This is a genomic window from Kitasatospora sp. NPDC051853 (genome assembly GCF_044452665.1).
Classification (GTDB): Bacteria; Actinomycetota; Actinomycetes; order Streptomycetales; family Streptomycetaceae; genus Kitasatospora.
The window spans coordinates 101786-118394 of sequence record NZ_JBITBY010000014.1 but is presented as its reverse complement, the minus strand read 5'-3'; the positions used below and the strand labels follow the sequence as shown (position 1 = coordinate 118394).

The window sequence follows — 16609 nt, the reverse complement described above, 5'->3', positions numbered from 1 at the left end:
GGGGCGGGGAGGCGGTAGGGGTGCTGCGGCGCTGGTTCGGGACGGCGGGGATGGCCGGGGTGGTCTCGGGGGCGTTGCTGGTCCTGACGGGGTGCGGAGCTGCCGGGACGTCAGGGGGTGGTGGGCCGTCGGCTGCTGGGGCGACCGCGGCCAGTTCCGGTGCCTCCGCCGTTGGCGCGGGTGGCCCGGCGGCGGGTCCGACGGGTGCCGGGGCGGGAAGGTCGACAGGAGGGCCGACGGGGGGAGCCGCTGCGGTCGCCGCCGGGGGGTTCTACGTCTCGCCGTTCGGGTCCGTCCGGCGGGCGGCCGGGCAGGCCACGGGGGGCCAGGCCGCAGCACTGGAACGGATCGCCCGGAACTCGGCGGCGCTCTGGCTGACCGGTGCCGACGCCGGGCAGGTGGCCGAGGCGCAGAGCCGGCGGGCGGCGGCGGAGGGACGGGTCCCGCTGCTGGTCGCCTACGGCATCCCGAACCGTGACTGCGGCCTCTACTCGGCCGGCGGGGCCGCCGACGGTGCGGCCTATCGGGCGTGGATCGACCGGGTGGTGGCCGGCCTGGGCGACCGCCCGGCCTGGGTGGTGCTGGAGCCCGACGCGGTCGCCCACGCGGTGGATGGCTGCGCGGGGGCTGGGGCTGGGACCGGGGTGGGGGCTGCGGCGGAGCGGTTCGGCCTGCTGGCCTATGCGGTGGGCGAGTTGAAGAAGAACCCCAAGGTGCGGGTCTACCTCGACGCCGGAAATGCGGGCTGGGTCCGGGGCCGGGCCGCGCTGGCCGGCGCACTTCAGCGCGCCGGTGTCGGTGCGGCGGACGGATTCGCCCTCAACGTCTCCAACTTCTACTCCACCGAGGAGAGTTACGCCTACGGGCGGGAGGTGTCCGCGGCGCTCGGCGGCAAGCACTTCGTGATCGACACCAGCCGGAACGGCAACGGCTCGCCGGGCGGCGGAAGTTGGTGCAACCCACCGGGGCGGGCCCTCGGCCAGGAACCCACCACCCGGACCGGTCGGGAGGGACTGGACGCGCTGCTCTGGGTGAAGATCCCGGGGGAGTCGGACGGTGACTGCGGACGCGGGGAGCCCGCGGCGGGGGAGTTCTGGCTCCCGTACGCGCTGGGGCTGGCCGGGGCGGGGGGGGGGGGGGGGGGGGGGGGGGGGGGGGGGGCGGCCGCGGGGGGGGGGGGGGGGGGGGCGGGCCCCCCCCGCCCCCCCGCCCCCCCCCCCCCCCCCCCCCCCCCCGGCCGCAGGCCCCCCGCACGTGCGGGGAGGGAGTGGCCGGGAGCCAGGGGAGTTGGTGGCGCCGGGGAACCGCAGGGAGCCGGAAGCCGGGGCGGGGTGGGGTGGGGTGGGGCGTCCGGGGATCAGAGCAGCCGGGGACCGGTCGCGGCCTGGACCTCCTCGAAGGTGTGGCCGGGGGCGACCTCGACCAGCCGAAGGCCCTGGGGGGTGACGTCGATGACGGCCAGCTCGGTGACGATGCGGTGCACGACTCCCCGGCCGGTGGCGGGAAGTGACAACTCGTCGACGATCTTCGGGGACCCGTCCTTGGCGGTGTGCTCCATCACCACGACGACCCGGCGCGCGCCGTGCACCAGGTCCATCGCGCCGCCCATCCCCTTGACCATCTTGCCGGGGATCATCCAGTTGGCCAGGTCGCCGGAGGCCGAGACCTGCATCGCGCCGAGCACCGAGACGTCGATCCGGCCGGCCCGGATCATGCCGAAGGAGACGGCGGAGTCGAAGTAGGCGGCGCCGTCGGCGACGGTGACGGTCTCCTTGCCGGCGTTGATCACGTCGGGGTGCTCCTGACCGGCGACGGGGTACGGGCCGACGCCGAGGATGCCGTTCTCGGAGTGCAGCACCACGTGCACACCGGCTGGGAGGTGGTCGGGGATCAGGGTGGGGATCCCGATGCCCAGGTTCACGTACTGACCGGCGCTCAACTCCCGTGCCGCGCGGGCGGCCAGCAGATGGCGGGGGTCGGTGTCCTGGCCGCGCGCGATGGTGTCCTGCGTGTCGGTGGTGGTGGTTGCCATGGTTCAGCGCCTCCGGGGGTCGGTGCGAACGGTGCGGCGCTCGATCCGGCGGTCGTCCGGGTCGGCGGCGACCACCCGGTCGACGTAGATGCCGGGCAGGTGGACGGCGTCCGGCGGGATCGCGCCGGGTTCGACGATCCGGTCGGCCTCGACCAGGGTGACCCGGCCGGCGCCCGCGCAGAGCGGGTTGAAGTTCCGCGCGGTGGCGTGGAAGACGCAGTTGCCGTGGCGGTCCGCGACCTCGGCGCGCACCAGCGCGAAGTCGGTGCTGATGGCCTCCTCCATCAGGTAGCGGCGGCCGCCGAACTCCCTCGTCTCCTTGGGCGGTGACGCCACCGCCACGCCCCCGTCGGCGGTGTAGCGCCAGGGCAGTCCGCCCTCCTCGACCTGGGTGCCCACCCCGGCCGGGGTGAAGAAGGCCGGGATGCCCGAGCCACCGGCCCGCAGCCGTTCGGCCAGGGTGCCCTGCGGGGTGAGCTCCACCTCCAACTCCCCGGAGAGGTACTGGCGGGCGAACTCCTTGTTCTCCCCGACGTAGGAGGAGGTCATCCGCGCGATCCGACCGGCCCGGAGCAGCAGCCCGAGGCCCCAGTCGTCCACACCGCAGTTGTTGGAGACCACCCGCAGCCCGGTGGTGCCGGCCTCGACCAGGGCGCCGATCAGGGTGCTGGGGACGCCGCAGAGGCCGAAGCCGCCGACGGCCAAGGCGGCGCCGTCGGGAATGTCCTCGACCGCGTGGGCCGGGGAGTCCAAGACCTTGTCCAAAGGGGTCACCTCATCAGGGGTTGGGGGCCTGCTGCGCTCTCACCCTCACCGCGCGGCCGAGGGCTTTCCATGGCGATCAGGGCCATGGGAAGGGCGAATGCCATGGGTGTGCGGCACATCCGGGGAGGCCCCTCCGTGCCCGAGGAGGGCGATATGGCGGCCCATCACACAATCCCGCAGGCTGCTGCGTCGCCCCGTCACATGTCGCCCGGCAGGTGGCGCACCTACGGTTCCGGAATCCACCACCACCGTTGTCCCGCCGGCAACTGCCCTGCACGGCTCCCGGCCTGGTCGGGACGTACCGCCGTAGTGGACCCACCCACGTAGTCGCAGTCCCGGACCGGCCCGGCCTGGCTGGGCCCGGAGCCGCAGCCGTAGGCACAGCCGTCAGTTGCCGGTCCCAACCCCGTAGTCCCAGTTCCAGCACCGAAGCTTCAGCCCCATCTCCGAAGCCTCAGACCCAACGCCGTAGCCCCAGCCGTCAGGAGTCGGACACCATGCGCAAGACCACCCTCAGCACCAGAGCCGCAGCCCGGACGGACCGTCAGACGGCGGATCCGGCCGCCTCCGTGGGGGACGGAAGCCGGGTGCGGCGGCGCGGACTGGCCCTCGTCGCGGCCTGCGGGCTGCTCGTGACGGGCGCCGTGGGCTGCGCCAAGGCGGGGACGGCAGGGACCACGTCGGCCGACGGCGGGGCCGGGGCGGCCAAGAGCCCGGTCAAGGTCGGCCTGGTGTACTCCAAGACCGGGCCGCTGGCGGCTTACGGCAAGCAGTACCTGGAGGGCTTCAAGGCCGGTCTGGACTATGCGACCAAGGGCACGGGCGCGGTGGACGGCCACCCGGTCGAGCTGGCGGAGCAGGACGACGCGGGCGATCCGGCCAAGGCGGTCTCGGCGGCCAAGGACCTGATCGGCAAGGGGCACAAGATCCTGGCCGGCTCGACCGCCTCCGGGGTCGCGCTCCAGGTCGGGCCGATCGCGGCGCAGAACAAGGTGCTCTTCATCAGCGGCCCGGCCGCAGCCGACAAGGTCACCGGACTGAACAAGTACACCTTCCGTTCCGGTCGCCAGTCGTACCAGGACATCCGGACCGCGGCCTCCTTCATCGGTGACGCCAAGGGCAAGAAGGTCGCGGTGCTGGCCCAGGACAACGCCTTCGGGCAGGCCAACGTGGCGGCGGTGAAGGCGGTGCTCGGCGAGCAGGGCGCGAGCGTGGAGTCGGTGCTCGCCCCGCCGAGCGCGACCGACCTCACGCCCTTCGCGACCCAGGCCAAGTCGGCCAAGCCCGACCTGCTGTTCGTGGCCTGGGCGGGGGAGACGGCCGCCGCGCTGTGGACCTCCCTCAACCAACAGGACGTCTTCGCCTCGACCAAGGTGGTGACCGGGCTCGACCTGGCGGCCTCCTATCCGCTCTTCGGACCGGCGGCCGAGAAGATCTCCTTCCTGAACCACTACTTCGACGGAGCGGCCGGCACCGAGGTGGAGAAGGCGATGGCCGCTGCCGTCGCCAAGGCCGGTGCCAAGCCGGACATCTTCACTCCGGACGGCTTCACGGCGGCCCAGATGGTGGTGCACGCGATCGAGGCCAACAAGGGCTCGGCCGACGACACCGACGCCCTGGTGAAGGCGCTGGAGGGGTGGAGCTTCGACGGGGTCAAGGGCAGGGTGACCGTCCGGGCCGAGGACCACGCGCTGCTCCAGCCGATGTTCCAGGTGAAGCTGACCGGTGCCGGGGCCTCCGCCAAGCCCTCGGTGGAGAAGACCGTGCCGGCCGACCAGGTGGCGCCTCCGGTCGCCAAGATCGCGGGCTGATCCCGGTGGCGGAACGCGCAGCCGTGACCGCGGCAGAGGCGGTGACCACGGCGGGAGGACCGGGCGGGCAGCAGGTGAGCGGGGAGCAGCCGGGCCGGGTGCTGCGGCTGCGCGGCGTCGGCTGGTCGGTGCGTGGGGTGCCGATCGTCGAGGACGTCTCGTTCGACGTGCAGGAGGGCGAGTTCATCGCCTTCATCGGACCGAACGGTGCCGGCAAGACCTCCCTCTTCAACCTGATCTCCGGCATCTACCCGGCGACCCACGGCTCGATCGAGCTCGACGGCGCGGACATCACCACCGAGTCGGTGCACGGCCGGGCCCGTCGGGGTCTCGGTCGGACCTTCCAGACCTCCTCGCTGTGGACGGGGATGACGGTGGCGGACCACGTCCGGCTCGCGGCCCAGGCGGCAGCCGGGCCGGGGGCCTCGTACCGGATCTGGCGCCGGGCCGGACGGTACGCCACCCAGGTCACCGAGACCCTGGAGCGGACCGAACTCGCCCACCGCGCCGACACCTTGGCCGGTGCGCTCTCGCACGGCGAGAAGCGCAAGCTCGAACTGGCGGTGCTGCTGGTCTCCGACCCCCGGCTGATCCTGCTGGACGAGCCGATGGCCGGGGTCAGCGCGGAGGAGGTGCCGGCCCTGACCGCGCTGATCCGCTCGGTGCACCGGGACCTCGGCCGCACCGTACTGATGGTGGAGCACCACATGGACGTCCTGCTCGGCCTGGCCGACCGGTTGGCCGTGATGCACCACGGCACGCTGCTCGCACTCGACACCCCTGCCGCGGTGATGGCCGACGCCACCGTGCAGCAGGCCTACCTGGGGGAGGGACTGTGACCGACTCCTTCGACTCCGCCACCGCCCGGGACTCCGGCTCCGCTCCTTCCGCTCCCCTCACTTCCGCTGCTTCTTCTGCTTCCCCTTCCGGACAACCGGCCTCTGTCGAACCGCTGCTGACGGTCCGGGGCCTGCGGGTGGTGATCGACGGCCTCCACATCCTGCACAGGGTGGACTTCGAGGTGGCGCCCACCGGCGTCACCGCGCTGCTCGGGCGCAACGGTGCCGGGAAGACCACCACGGTCAAGGCGGTCATGGGGCTGGTGCCCCGGACCGGGAGCCTGCTGTTCGCCGGGACGGAACTCGTCAGGCTGCCGACCCATCTGGTGGTTCGTCAGGGCATCGGGTACGCACCCGAGGACCGGGGCATCTTCGCCGGGCTGACCGTCGCCGAGAACCTCCGGCTGGCGGAGCGGGACGGCGCTCCGGCCTACGACCTGGTCCACGAGCTCTTCCCCGAACTGAAGAGGCGGGCCGGGCAGTTGGCCGGGACGCTGTCCGGCGGTCAGCAGCAGATGGTGGCGATCGGGCGGACCCTGCTGAACGGCAACCGGCTGATCATCGCCGACGAGCCCACGAAGGGGCTGGCGCCGAAGATCGTGGCCGAGGTGGCGGAGGTGCTGGAACGGGCCGCCGCGACCGTGCCCGTCCTGCTGGTCGAGCAGAACCTCGCCCTGGTCCGGCGCCTGGCCGGCACCTGTGCGGTGCTGGCCGACGGGCGGACCGCCCACCGGGGCTCGACGGCCGAGCTGTTGGCCGACGAGGAGGCCGCCCGCCGACTACTCGGGGTCGGCCGCCCGACTCCCGCCCAGCCCGCTCCCTCCCCGACGCCCGTGCTGTCGGCCTCCTCCCCGATGCCCGCGGCATCGGCCCCCTCCTTGACGCCCGATCAGGCCTCCTCCGAGACGGCCCCGTTGTCGGTCTCCCCTCCTGCTCCCGTCACCACGGAGGTGGCTCCCTGATGGACACCGTCGTCCTCCTCACCTGTACCGGCCTCGGGCTCGGTGCGCTGTACTTCCTGGTGGCCTCCGGTCTCTCACTGATCTTCGGGCTGATGGACGTGCTCAACTTCGCCCACGGGGCGCTGCTCTCGGTCGGTGCGTACGCCACCTGGTGGGCCGGCACCGCAGGCGGGATGAGCTTCTGGTTGGCGGTTGTCTTCGGCACGGTGGTCGGCACGGTCGCGGCCGTGCTGCTGGAACTGCTGCTGATCCGTCCTCTCTACAGCCGGCCGCGGGACCAGATCCTGGCCACCGTCGGCGTCGGTCTCGCGGTGCCCGCGCTGTTGATGGGCATCTGGGGTGCGGATGCCCGGCCCTTCCCCCAACCCGCGGCCCTCTCGGGCACGGTGGGGCTGTTCGGCGCGATCGTCCCGGTCAATCGCTTCGTCCTGCTCGCGGCGGCGGTCCTGGTCCTGGTGGCACTGCGCCTCTTCCTCGGCCGCACCAGGTACGGGCTGGTGGTCCGGGCCGGGGTGGAGGACCGTGCGATGGTCACGGCCCTCGGCATCGACGTCCGCAAGGCGTTCACCCTGGTCTTCGCCATCGGGGGAGCGGCCGCCGCCCTGGGCGGTGCGCTCAGCGGCCTCTACTTCGGCTCCGTCCACCCCGGCCAGGGGACCAGCCTGCTCGTGTTCGCCTTCGTGGTGGTGGTGATGGGCGGCATGGGCTCCGTCACCGGAGCGGCGCTGGCCTCCGTCGCGGTCGGTCTCGTCCAGCAGTTCGCCAACTACGCTGCGTCCGCCGGGCTCGGTGCCGCCGGACTCGGTGACCTCTCGGTCGTCGTGCTCCTGGCCGTCCTGCTCCTGGTCCGGCCGCGCGGACTCACCGGGAGGCTCGCGTGAGCACGGACACCTCAACCACGAGCACCAGTGGTACCGCTGACGCCAAGTCTGCTCCCGGTGCCTCGGATCGCACCATCCCTCGAACAGGTGAATCAATCCGGAAGGCCTCGACAGCCCCCTGGCGGCGCGCCCTACGCTGGTGGCCGATCGCTCTGCTGATCCTGTTCCTTGTCGCCCCATACAGTGTGCTTCCCGTCCCGGGGCTCCTCGACGGTCCGCTCGGCAGCCCCGGAAGTCTCCAACTCATCGCCCTGTGCCTGGTGTACGGGGCCCTGGCCACTGGCTACGACCTCCTGCTCGGCCGCACCGGTCTGCTCTCCTTCGGCCACGCGCTCTACTTCGCCGCCGGTCTCTACGGGACCGACCTCGGCATGCTGGAGTTCCAACTCCCCTTCGCCGCCGCCGCGCTGTTCGGTGTCGGGTGCAGCGTCAGCCTGGCGCTGCTGCTCGGCTCGGTCAGCCTCCGGGTGACCGGCATCGGCTTCTCGATGGTGACCCTCGCCTTCGCCCAGGCCGGCTCGATCCTGGTCCAGCGCAACCCCGGCGGGGTCACCGGCGGTGAGGAGGGCCGGGCCGCCCCGGTCGACCTGCTCCCCGACGCCCTGGTCGGGATCGAGAACACCGCCAACCTCTACTGGATCGCCCTCGGGTACCTGGTGCTCACGCTCGCGGTGGTGCACTGGACCGTCAACTCCCCGACCGGGCGGGTCTGGGAGGGCATCAAGGAGAACGAGCGCCGGGTCGAGGTGCTCGGCCTGCGACCCTACGGCTTCAAGCTGGTCGCCTTCGTCATCGCCGGCGGCCTGGCGGGTCTCGGCGGAGTGGTCTACCTGCTGCTCACCGGCGGCGCCACACCGCAGGCTGCCAGTTCCGACGCCACGCTCGCCCTGCTGGTCATGGTGGTGCTCGGCGGCTCCGGCAGCCGCTGGGGGCCGTTGCTCGGCGGCGTCCTCTACACCTGGGCCGGGCACCGCCTGGGCGACCTGGCCAACTCCTCCGCCATCGCCGACCTGCCAGCGGTGCTCCGGGTGCCGCTCTCGCAGCCGCTCTTCCTGCTCGGGGCGCTGTTCGTCGCCGTGGTCTACCTGCTGCCCGGCGGCCTCGCTAGGCTGCCTGCCCGGATCCGCACCGCCCGAGCCGGGTCCACCCGGCCGGGTGCCACCCGCGCGGACTCCACCCAGGCCGGGGGCACCGCCCCGGCCCGCTCCCCGGAAGGTGACCCCGCATGAGCCCCGCGCCCACCGACCCCGCCCGAGAGGCCGCCGCGTCCCGCTCCGACGGCCCGGACGGCCCTGCCCGCGAGCACGGCCCACTCGGCCCGTCCCCGGATGGGGCGACGTCTCATCGGCTCGCTCCCGGCGAGCCGGAGGCGGCGGTATCCGCACCCGAGGAACTGACCGTCCCCGTGCCGGGCGGCGAACTGACGGTGCTCCGCTGGCCCGCCGCCGACTCGGCCGGCCCGGCCGCTCCGACCGTGCTGGCGGTGCACGGCATCACGGCCAACGCCCTGGCCTGGAGCGAGGTGGCACGCCAACTCGCGGGCAGGGCCACCCTGGTGGCCCCCGACCTGCGCGGCCGGGCCGGCAGCCGTGCGGTCGCCGGGCCGTACGGTCTGGCCAGGCACGCCGACGACCTGGCCGTACTGACCAGCGCCCTCGGGCTCGGCCGGGTGCGACTGGTGGGCCACTCGATGGGTGCCTGGGTCAGCGCCCTGGCTGCCGTCCGCCACCCCGAACTGGTGGACTCCCTGGTGCTGGTGGACGGAGCGGTGAGCTTCCCGCTGCCGCCCGGGGTGAGCGAGGACGACGCGCTGGCCGCCGTGCTGGGCCCGGCCCTGGCCCGGCTGGACATGACCTTCGAGAGCCGGGACGCCTACCGGGTGTTCTGGCGGCGGCACCCCGCCTTCGCGGGGGAGTGGCGGGCGGCGCTGGACGAGTACACCCAGCGCGACCTGGTCGGCGAGGAGCCGGAACTGCGCTCCTCCTGCGTACCGGAGGCGATCCACCAGGACGGTCGGGAAGTCCTGCTGGACAAGGACGCGGCCACCGCGATCCACCGGCTGCCGTGCCAGGCCGAACTGCTCTGGGCCGAGCGAGGTCTGATGGACGAGCCCCAGGGCCTGTACGACTCAGCGCGGATCGAGCACGCGGGGCTGGACCGGGACCGGGTCACCGTGACGGCGGTGCCGGACACCAACCACTACACGATCATCGGCGGTGCGGCCGGTGCGGCCCGGATCGTCCGCAGCCTGGTCGCGGGCTGACGGTGCGTCGGTGCGGGGCCTGCGCCGCCGTGGACGGCGCAGGCCCCGCACCGGTCAGGACGAGGGAGTGCCGAGGAAGGCTCCCCAGCCGCCCTCGGGCGCCTTGCCGACCCCCAGGGTGCGCAGTTTCCGCAGTGTGGACTGGTCCTGCACCTCCAGCCAGTCGACCAACTGACGGAACGACACCAGCCGGACGTCGGGCTTGCCCGCGATGACCTTCATGGTCTCCTCGACGGCGTCCATGTAGATGCCGCCGTTCCACTGCTCGAAGTGGTTCCCGATGAAGAGCGGTGCCCGGTTGCTGTTGTAGGCCCGGTCGAACCCGGCCAGGTAGGCGTCCTTGGCCTGGGCCCGCCACTCGTTGTACTTCGAGGGGTCGCCCTTGGTGCTGCCGCCGGACTGGTTGGCGAGGATGTTGTAGTCCATCGAGAGCACCTGGAAGCCGTGCCCGGGGAAGGGGACGGACTGCAGCGGGAAGTCCCAGATCTTGCCGTCCTGCACCTTCTGCGGCCAGATCTGCAGCCCGCCCGGCGAACTGGCGTCGTACTTCCAGCCCATCTTGACCGCGGTGGGCAGCAGTGCCTTCTGGCCCTCCAGGCACGGGGTCCGGCCCCCGATCAGCTCCTTCCGGTAGTCGAAGGGGAGCGGATCGACGTCGGTGAAGCCGGTGTTGGTGCGCCACTGGGTCACGAAGGAGATCGCCTGGTCGATCTCGCTCTGCCAGTCCTCGGGGGTCCACTTGTTGACCCCGTTCCCGTCCGAGCGGGTGGAGCAGAAGTGCCCGTTGAAGTGGGTGCCGATCTCGTGGCCGGCCGTCCACGCCTGGCTGATCAGCTTGAGGGTGCTCTTCACCGCACCGTCGGAGAGGAAGGGGATGTCGGAGGCGCCGACGGAGTGCTTCGGCGGGTGGTAGAGGCTGGCCTTCTCCTTCGGGAGGGCGTAGATCCCGGAGAGGAAGAAGGTCATGGTGGCCTTGTACTGCTCGGCCAGCTTCAGGAAGCGCGGGAACTGACCGTCCTCGGTGCCGCCGGCGCCGTCCCAGGAGAGGACCACGAACTGGGGCGGCTGCTCACCGGGCTTGAGCTTCTCCGGCTTCGGCTGGTTGGGCTGGGCACCCGTGTCCACGTTGGAACCGTCGCCGATCGGGGTGCCCTTGACGGTGGGCTTGGCCGAAGTGCCGCTGGGAGAGCCGCCGTTCGGGCCCGCACTGCCGGAGCCGTCCGTGCCGCCCGAGCCGGTTCCGCCGCTGCTGCCGCACGCTGCCACGGCTCCGAGCGCGGCGGTTGCGGCGGTGGCACTGAGCACGGTCCTGCGCGAGATGCTGCCCATGGTCTCCCCAGCCGTAGTGCATCCGACCGTCCGATAGGAAAAATCGGATATTGATGGATATATCTGCGCCAGCATGCCATGAGGTGGGGTGAGTACTCCAACGCCCCTTGACTACTGCTCAGCACGCAGTGCAAGGGGCGTCGGGCTCCAGGGCGGGAGCTTTGTTGCAGTCTTGGGACAGAGTGTCGGATCGGCGGCGCATCGAACGGGTCCGTCCGCGCGGGCGCGGAGAGTTGACGTCCCGCGGGCCGGCCGGGGAGGGCCGGGTCAGGTGAGCGCGAGCTCGCGCCGGCGGCGGCGGACCAGGCGGGCGACGGTGGTGCTTATCGCGGTGGCTGCGACGCAGGAGACCGCCAGGCTCAGCCAGTCGGTGTTGAACCAGTGGCTGTTCAGCCAGCCCAGGCTGACGATGTAGCTGGCCCAGACCAGGGCCGCCAGGGCGGAGAGCCGGAGGAACCGGCGGCTGGAGTCGGCGGAGTGGCCCACCGCCAGGTCGAGGATGGTCCGGCCGGCCGGGACGAAGCGGGCGACGATCACCAGGAGGGCGGCCGTCCGGCCGGTCTGGCCGGTCAGGTACTGCTGGAGCCGCGCGACACTGGCGGCCAGCTCGGGCCGGTGGTCGAGGCGGCGCTGCACGGCGGGCGAACCGCGCCGGGCGAGGTTGAGCAGCACCAGGTCACCGAGGAAGGAGGCGATGGCCACACCGGCCGCCAGCATCAGCGGGGCGCCGTCCATCTCGGCGGTGTTGAGCACCGCCAGGATCACCAGGGTGCCGCTCGGGATGAAGGGGAGGAAGGCGTCACCGAGTACGGCGAAGAGCGCGAGTGCGCAGATCCATACCGGTCCTACTACCGCTGCGGCATCCAAGGCGAAGCTCCCTGTCCAGTCGCCTGGAGGCGTCCAGGTGGCTACGTGAGTCAACGCTAGCGGGTAGACGTTTCATGTCATGAAGCACCCCCTTGTGTCACGTGCCACAAGGACGGCCGCGAGGCGGCGGGGGAGGGCATCTCGGGAGGCGGCGGGCCCGGGTCCGACCTGACGTTGTGCCGACGGGCGGAACGCGCCCGGAATGGCGCAAGCCCCTGAGGCGGGGTGCCGCTCCAGGGGCTCGCGGGGGTCCAGCGGGACTGGTCCAGTCCGCCGACCTTGCAGGTGGAGTGCGGTGGGCGATTCCCCTCCGTCACTGATCGGTAGCTTGCCGCATCCGCCCGGGGCGGCGCGAGTCCTACGCCTGGCGACTTCTGGCGGTGGCGGCAAACCGCCAAGATGGAACGATCTCTGGTGGATCATCAGCTCGCGGACGATCCCCGGAGACCCTCCCGGTGCCGATCCGTCGGCGCACGGACCATGTGGACTGTGTCAGCTCGGCCGCCGCAGTCCGTGGGTTCACCAGGCACGTTCCTCCCGGTCCTCCACATGGGCCGGTGAAGGGGGCGGCGAGGGGAACAGACAGAGCTCCGGGCCGGTTGTGTGAGCCCGAACGATGGCGGCGCCAGGAGCGCCGGTACGGCAGCAGGAGGAGACCGGCATGACCTTCGAGGACGAGCAGCGGACCGACCCGTCAGGCACCGGAACGGGCTCGGGCGTCGGCACCGACCCCGTCCGGGGGACCGCACGGGGCAGCGCCCCCGCCCCGCTCTCCATTCTCGACCTGGCCACCATCGGCAGCGGCTACTCCCCGGGCGAGGCCCTCGCCACGACCACCGCGCTGGCCCAGCAGGCGGAGCAGCTGGGCTACCACCGGTTCTGGGTGGCCGAGCACCACGGCATGCCCGGCGTCGCCAGCTCCACCCCCGCCGTCCTGCTCGCCCACCTCGGCGCGCACACCACCACCCTCCGCCTCGGCTCCGGCGGCGTGATGCTGCCGAACCACGCCCCGCTCTCCGTCGCCGAGCAGTTCGGCATGCTGGAGGCGCTCCACCCGGGCCGGATCGACCTCGGTCTCGGCAGGGCCCCAGGCACCGACATGGCCACCGCCAGGGCACTGCGGCGCGGCGCCGAGGAGGGCCCCGACGAATTCCCGCACCAGCTCTCCGAGCTGACGCACTTCCTGGACGGCGACTTCCCCACCGGCCACCCCTACTCACGGCTCACGGCCGTCCCGCGCGGCGACACCCGCCCGCCCGTCTGGCTTCTCGGCTCCTCCGGCTTCAGCGCCCAGCTTGCCGGCCGACTCGGCCTCCCGTTCGCCTTCGCCCACCACTTCAGCGCGGCCAACACGGTGCCCGCCCTCGACCTCTACCGCAGCTCCTTCCGTCCGTCGGCGGTACTGGACGAGCCCTACGCGCTGATCGGGGTCAACGCCGTGGCCGCCGAGGAGCCCGGCCAGGCCCTGCGGCTGGCCCGATCCTCCGGCCTCGCCATGATCCGGCTCCGCAAGGGCACTCCGGACCTGATCCCCTCACCCGAGGAGGCGGAGGCCTACCCCTACACCGCGACCGAGGACGACTTCATGGACGGCTGGCTTGCCAACCTGGTGATCGGCGGACCGGGCGAGGTCGCCGACGGTCTGGAGCAGCTCCGCAAGCGGACCGGCGCCGACGAGCTGATGGTCACCTCCCACATCCACGGCCACGAGAACCGGCTCCGCTCCTACCGGCTGATCGCCGAGGCGTATGGACTCACCGGCTGACGCGTCGGCGGGTCATCGGGGCAGCTGCCCCAGGGCCGGTCGGTCATCGGGGTAGCCGCCTTGGGATCAGCCGCCCCAGGGGCAGCGGGCCGGCGGCCGGGAGATGGCCCAGGCCGGTCGGCTGACGGCCCGTCCGCGCGCCACCCGCCCGAGCTCGTCGGCTGAGCGGGCCTTCTGGCCGGACCTGCTGAGCGGGGTGCGGCCTGACGGCCGATCAGACGGGGTGGTGATCCGGCCCTGCGGTTTCCCGTACCGGCCCGGGTACGGGAAACCGCAGGGAGGCCGACGGCAACCCCCATACCCGTGCTGACCTGCGGTTCCTAGCGTGGAAGTGCCCGGGGCGACCGCCCCGGGCGGAGGACTTCCGGCTTGGAGACCACCGCATGCAGCAGCTCGTTCACCTGGCCAGCTCCCCGCAACCCGCCGACGGCGTGGCCGGTTGGGCAGCAGATCTGATCGACACCATGGGCGGCCCGGGAGCCGGTCTGGTGATCGCCCTGGAGAATCTCTTCCCGCCCCTGCCCAGCGAGGTCATCCTGCCGCTGACCGGCTTCGCCGCCGGGCAGGGGGTGCTCAGCCTCGGCTCGGCGCTGTTCTGGACCACGCTCGGATCGGTGGTCGGCGCCGTGGTGCTCCACTGGTTCGGCGCGCTGTTCGGCCGGGAGCGGATGCACGCCCTCTGGGCCCGGCTGCCATTGGTGAAGGTCTCGGACCTGGAGCGCACCGAGCAGTGGTTCGCCCGCCACGGGACCAAGGCGGTCCTGCTCGGAAGGATGGTCCCGATCTTCCGCAGCCTGATCTCCGTACCGGCCGGGGTCGAGCGGATGCCGCTGCCCACGTTCCTCACCCTGACCACGATCGGCAGCCTGCTCTGGAACGCCGTCCTGGTACTGGCCGGCTACCAGCTCGGGGACCGCTGGGACCTGGTGGAGAGCTACGTCGGGGTGCTCTCCAAGGTGGTCGTGGTGCTGGTGGCGGCAGGCGTGGTCGGCTACCTGACGGTCCGTCTGCGCAGTCGTGGCCGCAGCGACGTCCAGCCCAGCCGTGGCCGTGGCCGCGGTCACGCCCAGCGCCGACGTGCCCGGTGACCGGGAGCGGCACGTAGGCTCGGAGAGCACCCGGGTGCGGGGCCGGGCGGGAGGGCGCGGGGTGGGGGGACGAGTCGGTGCAGGAGCGGGTGGCAGGGCCTGGCACGACGTCATGGCCGGTGCGGGGCGCCGGTGTTCTGCTGGGCTGCCTGACGGCCGGGCCGACGGCGTTGTACCTGCTGCTCGTTGCGATCCTCCTCGGGCCGCTCCTGCTCTGGCCGCGCACCCGGCGGTCTGCCGCCGGGCGGCTGTTCGCCGGGGTCCGCCGCCTGGTGGGGCTGGAGCGGGTGCGGCGTTCGGCCTTCTTCGGCGACCGCTTCCCGGCGCACTACCGCGCGGCCGATCGCAGGCAGCTGCGCTACCTGGCGGTGCGCACCGGCACGGGTCTGGTCACGGCGGTCGTCGTCGTGCTGCTGGGGTTCGGCGCCGTACTGGCCGGGCTGCTGGTGGGCGGTGTGGTGCGCGGTTCGATCGGCTGGATCGACCTGCTCACTCAAGTCCTGCTGGGCGGTGTGCTGCTCTTCCTGGGAGTCCAAGGTCTCCACTCCCTGGTCGAGTTGGACGCACGGGCCGCCCGCGACTGCTTCGGCCCCTCCGAGGCGGAGCTGCTCCGGCGCCGGATCGCCGAGCTGGCGGACAGCCGGGCCGCCGTGCTCCAGGCCGTGGACATCGAGCGCCGCCGGATCGAGCGGGACCTGCACGACGGTGTCCAGCAGCGCCTGGTGGCTCTGGCGATGCTGCTCGGCCGGGCCCGCCGGGGCCGGGACCCCGAGCGGGCCGACCGCCTGCTGCGGCAGGCGCACCAGGAGGCCCAGGAGGTGCTCACCGACCTGCGGGAGGTGGCCTGGCGGGTCTACCCCTCGGCCCTGGACAGCCTCGGCTTGGCCGAGGCGCTCGGCGGGGTGGCCGAGCGGAGCACCGTCCCGATGCGGCTCGGATACGAGGTGGCCGCACCGCTGCCCGAACCGGTGCGCACGGCGGCGTACTTCGTGGTCTCGGAGTGCGTCACCAACGCCGCCAAGCATTCGCGGGCCTCGGCAGTCTCGGTCCGGATCACTCTGGACGGTGGCCCGCTGACGGACAGCGGGGCGCCGGCGGACGAGGGTTCGCCCACCCCGGGTGGAGTGCTCACCGTGCGGATCGAGGACGACGGCGTGGGCGGAGCCGATCCCGACGGCACCGGACTGACCGGGCTGCGCGGACGGGTGGCCGCGCTGGACGGCACCCTGCACATCGACAGCCCCTCCGGGGGACCGACCGTCATCACAGCGGAGCTGCCATGCGCCTGATCATCGCCGAGGACTCCACCCTGCTGCGGGAGGGGCTGGTCCGGCTGCTCGCGGAGGAGGAGCACGAGGTGCTGGCGGCCGTCGGCGATGCCACCGCCCTGCTGCGCGAGGTCGCCGAGCACCGGCCGGACGTCGTGGTGGTCGACATCCGGATGCCGCCGACCCACACCGACGAGGGACTGCGGGCGGCGGTGGAGATCCGCGAACGCTGGCCCGGGGTCGGGGTGTTGGTCCTCTCCCAGTACATCGAGCGCAGCTACGCGGCGCAGCTCCTCGCCGCCGGCGCCGAACGGGTCGGCTACCTGCTCAAGGACCGGGTGGCACAGGTCGAGGAGTTCCTCGACGCGTTGGAGCGGGTCGCCGCGGGCGGGGCCGCGATCGACCCCGAGGTGGTCCGGCAGTTGGTGGTCCGCACCACCCGTGCTGATCCGCTGGCCCGGCTGACCCCGCGCGAGCGCAGCGTCCTGGAGGCGTTGGCCCAGGGACACACCAACACCGCCATCGCGGAGAAGCTCCACGTCTCGCTCAGTGCGGTCGAGAAGAACCTCAACGCCGTCTTCGAGAAGCTGGAACTGGCCCACGCCACCGGTTACAGCCGACGCATCCTGGCCGTCCTGCGGTACCTGGAGGCCTGACCGGACACCTGAGCCGTCCGCGCGTCGGCCGACTGCGCGTCAGCCGACAAGCGCATGGGACGGCGGCAGGCCGGCCGACGGTG

At 72.6% G+C, this 16609-nt stretch carries 13 protein-coding genes and 2 pseudogenes; 11 read left to right on the top strand and 4 right to left on the bottom strand.

Translation table 11 applies throughout. From position 1 onward, the window contains the following. Positions 1 to 50: 50 nt before the first annotated feature. A pseudogene (locus ACIA8O_RS33360) lies at positions 51 to 1022 on the top strand (glycoside hydrolase family 6 protein); the annotation flags it as partial. A gap of 335 nt (positions 1023 to 1357) precedes the next feature. Here ACIA8O_RS33360 and ACIA8O_RS33355 read toward each other — a convergent pair. Both ACIA8O_RS33355 and ACIA8O_RS33350 read right to left on the bottom strand, forming a co-directional pair. Next, complete coding sequence (locus tag ACIA8O_RS33355; RefSeq protein WP_396297760.1) at positions 1358 to 2032, bottom strand: 3-oxoacid CoA-transferase subunit B; 675 nt, start codon at positions 2030 to 2032, stop codon at positions 1358 to 1360. 3 nt (positions 2033 to 2035) lie between these two features. Beyond that, positions 2036 to 2797 carry a CoA transferase subunit A gene (locus tag ACIA8O_RS33350; RefSeq protein ID WP_396297759.1) on the bottom strand — a complete coding sequence of 254 codons (762 nt, stop codon included), beginning with the start codon at positions 2795 to 2797 and terminating at the stop codon, positions 2036 to 2038. Between the two features lie 497 nt (positions 2798 to 3294). On the opposite strand from ACIA8O_RS33350, the gene ACIA8O_RS33345 reads away from it, so the two are divergent. The 6 genes and pseudogenes from ACIA8O_RS33345 (at position 3295) to ACIA8O_RS33320 (ending at position 9553) form a co-directional block, all read left to right on the top strand. After that, positions 3295 to 4608, top strand: a complete 1314-nt coding sequence (locus ACIA8O_RS33345) for a substrate-binding domain-containing protein (RefSeq protein WP_396297758.1) — start codon at positions 3295 to 3297, stop codon at positions 4606 to 4608. Between the two features lie 74 nt (positions 4609 to 4682). Then, positions 4683 to 5447, top strand: a complete 765-nt coding sequence (locus tag ACIA8O_RS33340) for an ABC transporter ATP-binding protein (RefSeq protein WP_396297871.1) — start codon at positions 4683 to 4685, stop codon at positions 5445 to 5447. A gap of 131 nt (positions 5448 to 5578) precedes the next feature. Continuing rightward, positions 5579 to 6262 (top strand): annotated as a pseudogene (locus ACIA8O_RS33335) (ABC transporter ATP-binding protein); the annotation flags it as partial. Positions 6263 to 6408: 146 nt separating this feature from the next. After that, positions 6409 to 7290: a branched-chain amino acid ABC transporter permease gene (locus ACIA8O_RS33330; RefSeq protein ID WP_396297757.1), complete on the top strand. Its 882-nt coding sequence runs from the start codon at positions 6409 to 6411 to the stop codon at positions 7288 to 7290. A 95-nt stretch (positions 7291 to 7385) separates the two neighbouring features. Then, positions 7386 to 8519 carry a branched-chain amino acid ABC transporter permease gene (locus tag ACIA8O_RS33325; RefSeq protein ID WP_396297870.1) on the top strand — a complete coding sequence of 378 codons (1134 nt, stop codon included), beginning with the start codon at positions 7386 to 7388 and terminating at the stop codon, positions 8517 to 8519. Further along, on the top strand, positions 8516 to 9553 hold the full coding sequence (locus tag ACIA8O_RS33320; protein WP_396297756.1) for an alpha/beta fold hydrolase: 1038 nt from the start codon (positions 8516 to 8518) through the stop codon (positions 9551 to 9553). Before ACIA8O_RS33325 ends, ACIA8O_RS33320 begins: the two co-directional genes overlap by 4 nt. A gap of 54 nt (positions 9554 to 9607) precedes the next feature. Here ACIA8O_RS33320 and ACIA8O_RS33315 read toward each other — a convergent pair whose 3' ends face one another. Together ACIA8O_RS33315 and ACIA8O_RS33310 are read right to left on the bottom strand one after the other, a co-directional pair. After that, positions 9608 to 10882 carry a hypothetical protein gene (locus ACIA8O_RS33315; RefSeq protein ID WP_396297755.1) on the bottom strand — a complete coding sequence of 425 codons (1275 nt, stop codon included), beginning with the start codon at positions 10880 to 10882 and terminating at the stop codon, positions 9608 to 9610. Between the two features lie 267 nt (positions 10883 to 11149). Further along, entirely contained in the window at positions 11150 to 11749 is a 600-nt protein-coding gene (locus ACIA8O_RS33310) for a DedA family protein (protein ID WP_396297754.1), read from the bottom strand. A 661-nt stretch (positions 11750 to 12410) separates the two neighbouring features. Here ACIA8O_RS33310 and ACIA8O_RS33305 point away from each other — a divergent pair. The 4 genes from ACIA8O_RS33305 to ACIA8O_RS33290 all read left to right on the top strand — a co-directional run bounded on the left by ACIA8O_RS33305 (position 12411) and on the right by ACIA8O_RS33290 (position 16526). Next, complete coding sequence (locus ACIA8O_RS33305) at positions 12411 to 13514, top strand: LLM class flavin-dependent oxidoreductase (RefSeq protein WP_396297753.1); 1104 nt, start codon at positions 12411 to 12413, stop codon at positions 13512 to 13514. 383 nt (positions 13515 to 13897) lie between these two features. Then, positions 13898 to 14602, top strand: a complete 705-nt coding sequence (locus tag ACIA8O_RS33300; protein ID WP_396297752.1) for a DedA family protein — start codon at positions 13898 to 13900, stop codon at positions 14600 to 14602. Between the two features lie 89 nt (positions 14603 to 14691). Beyond that, positions 14692 to 15891 carry a sensor histidine kinase gene (locus ACIA8O_RS33295; protein WP_396297751.1) on the top strand — a complete coding sequence of 400 codons (1200 nt, stop codon included), beginning with the start codon at positions 14692 to 14694 and terminating at the stop codon, positions 15889 to 15891. Continuing rightward, the gene (locus ACIA8O_RS33290; RefSeq protein ID WP_396297750.1) at positions 15882 to 16526 is read left to right on the top strand and encodes a response regulator; all 645 of its coding nucleotides are present in this window, start codon (positions 15882 to 15884) and stop codon (positions 16524 to 16526) included. Before ACIA8O_RS33295 ends, ACIA8O_RS33290 begins: the two co-directional genes overlap by 10 nt. The last annotated feature ends 83 nt before the right edge of the window (positions 16527 to 16609 follow it).

Excerpts from the sequence above, each read along its gene's own strand:
- ACIA8O_RS33355 (WP_396297760.1), bottom strand. The coding sequence starts at position 2,032 with ATGGCAACCACCACCACCGACACGCAGGACACCATCGCGCGCGGCCAG.
- ACIA8O_RS33330 (WP_396297757.1), top strand. The coding sequence starts at position 6,409 with ATGGACACCGTCGTCCTCCTCACCTGTACCGGCCTCGGGCTCGGTGCG.
- ACIA8O_RS33315 (WP_396297755.1), bottom strand. The coding sequence starts at position 10,882 with ATGGGCAGCATCTCGCGCAGGACCGTGCTCAGTGCCACCGCCGCAACC.
- ACIA8O_RS33290 (WP_396297750.1), top strand. The coding sequence starts at position 15,882 with ATGCGCCTGATCATCGCCGAGGACTCCACCCTGCTGCGGGAGGGGCTG.
- ACIA8O_RS33305 (WP_396297753.1), top strand. The coding sequence starts at position 12,411 with ATGACCTTCGAGGACGAGCAGCGGACCGACCCGTCAGGCACCGGAACG.
- ACIA8O_RS33320 (WP_396297756.1), top strand. The coding sequence starts at position 8,516 with ATGAGCCCCGCGCCCACCGACCCCGCCCGAGAGGCCGCCGCGTCCCGC.
- ACIA8O_RS33345 (WP_396297758.1), top strand. The coding sequence starts at position 3,295 with ATGCGCAAGACCACCCTCAGCACCAGAGCCGCAGCCCGGACGGACCGT.
- ACIA8O_RS33300 (WP_396297752.1), top strand. The coding sequence starts at position 13,898 with ATGCAGCAGCTCGTTCACCTGGCCAGCTCCCCGCAACCCGCCGACGGC.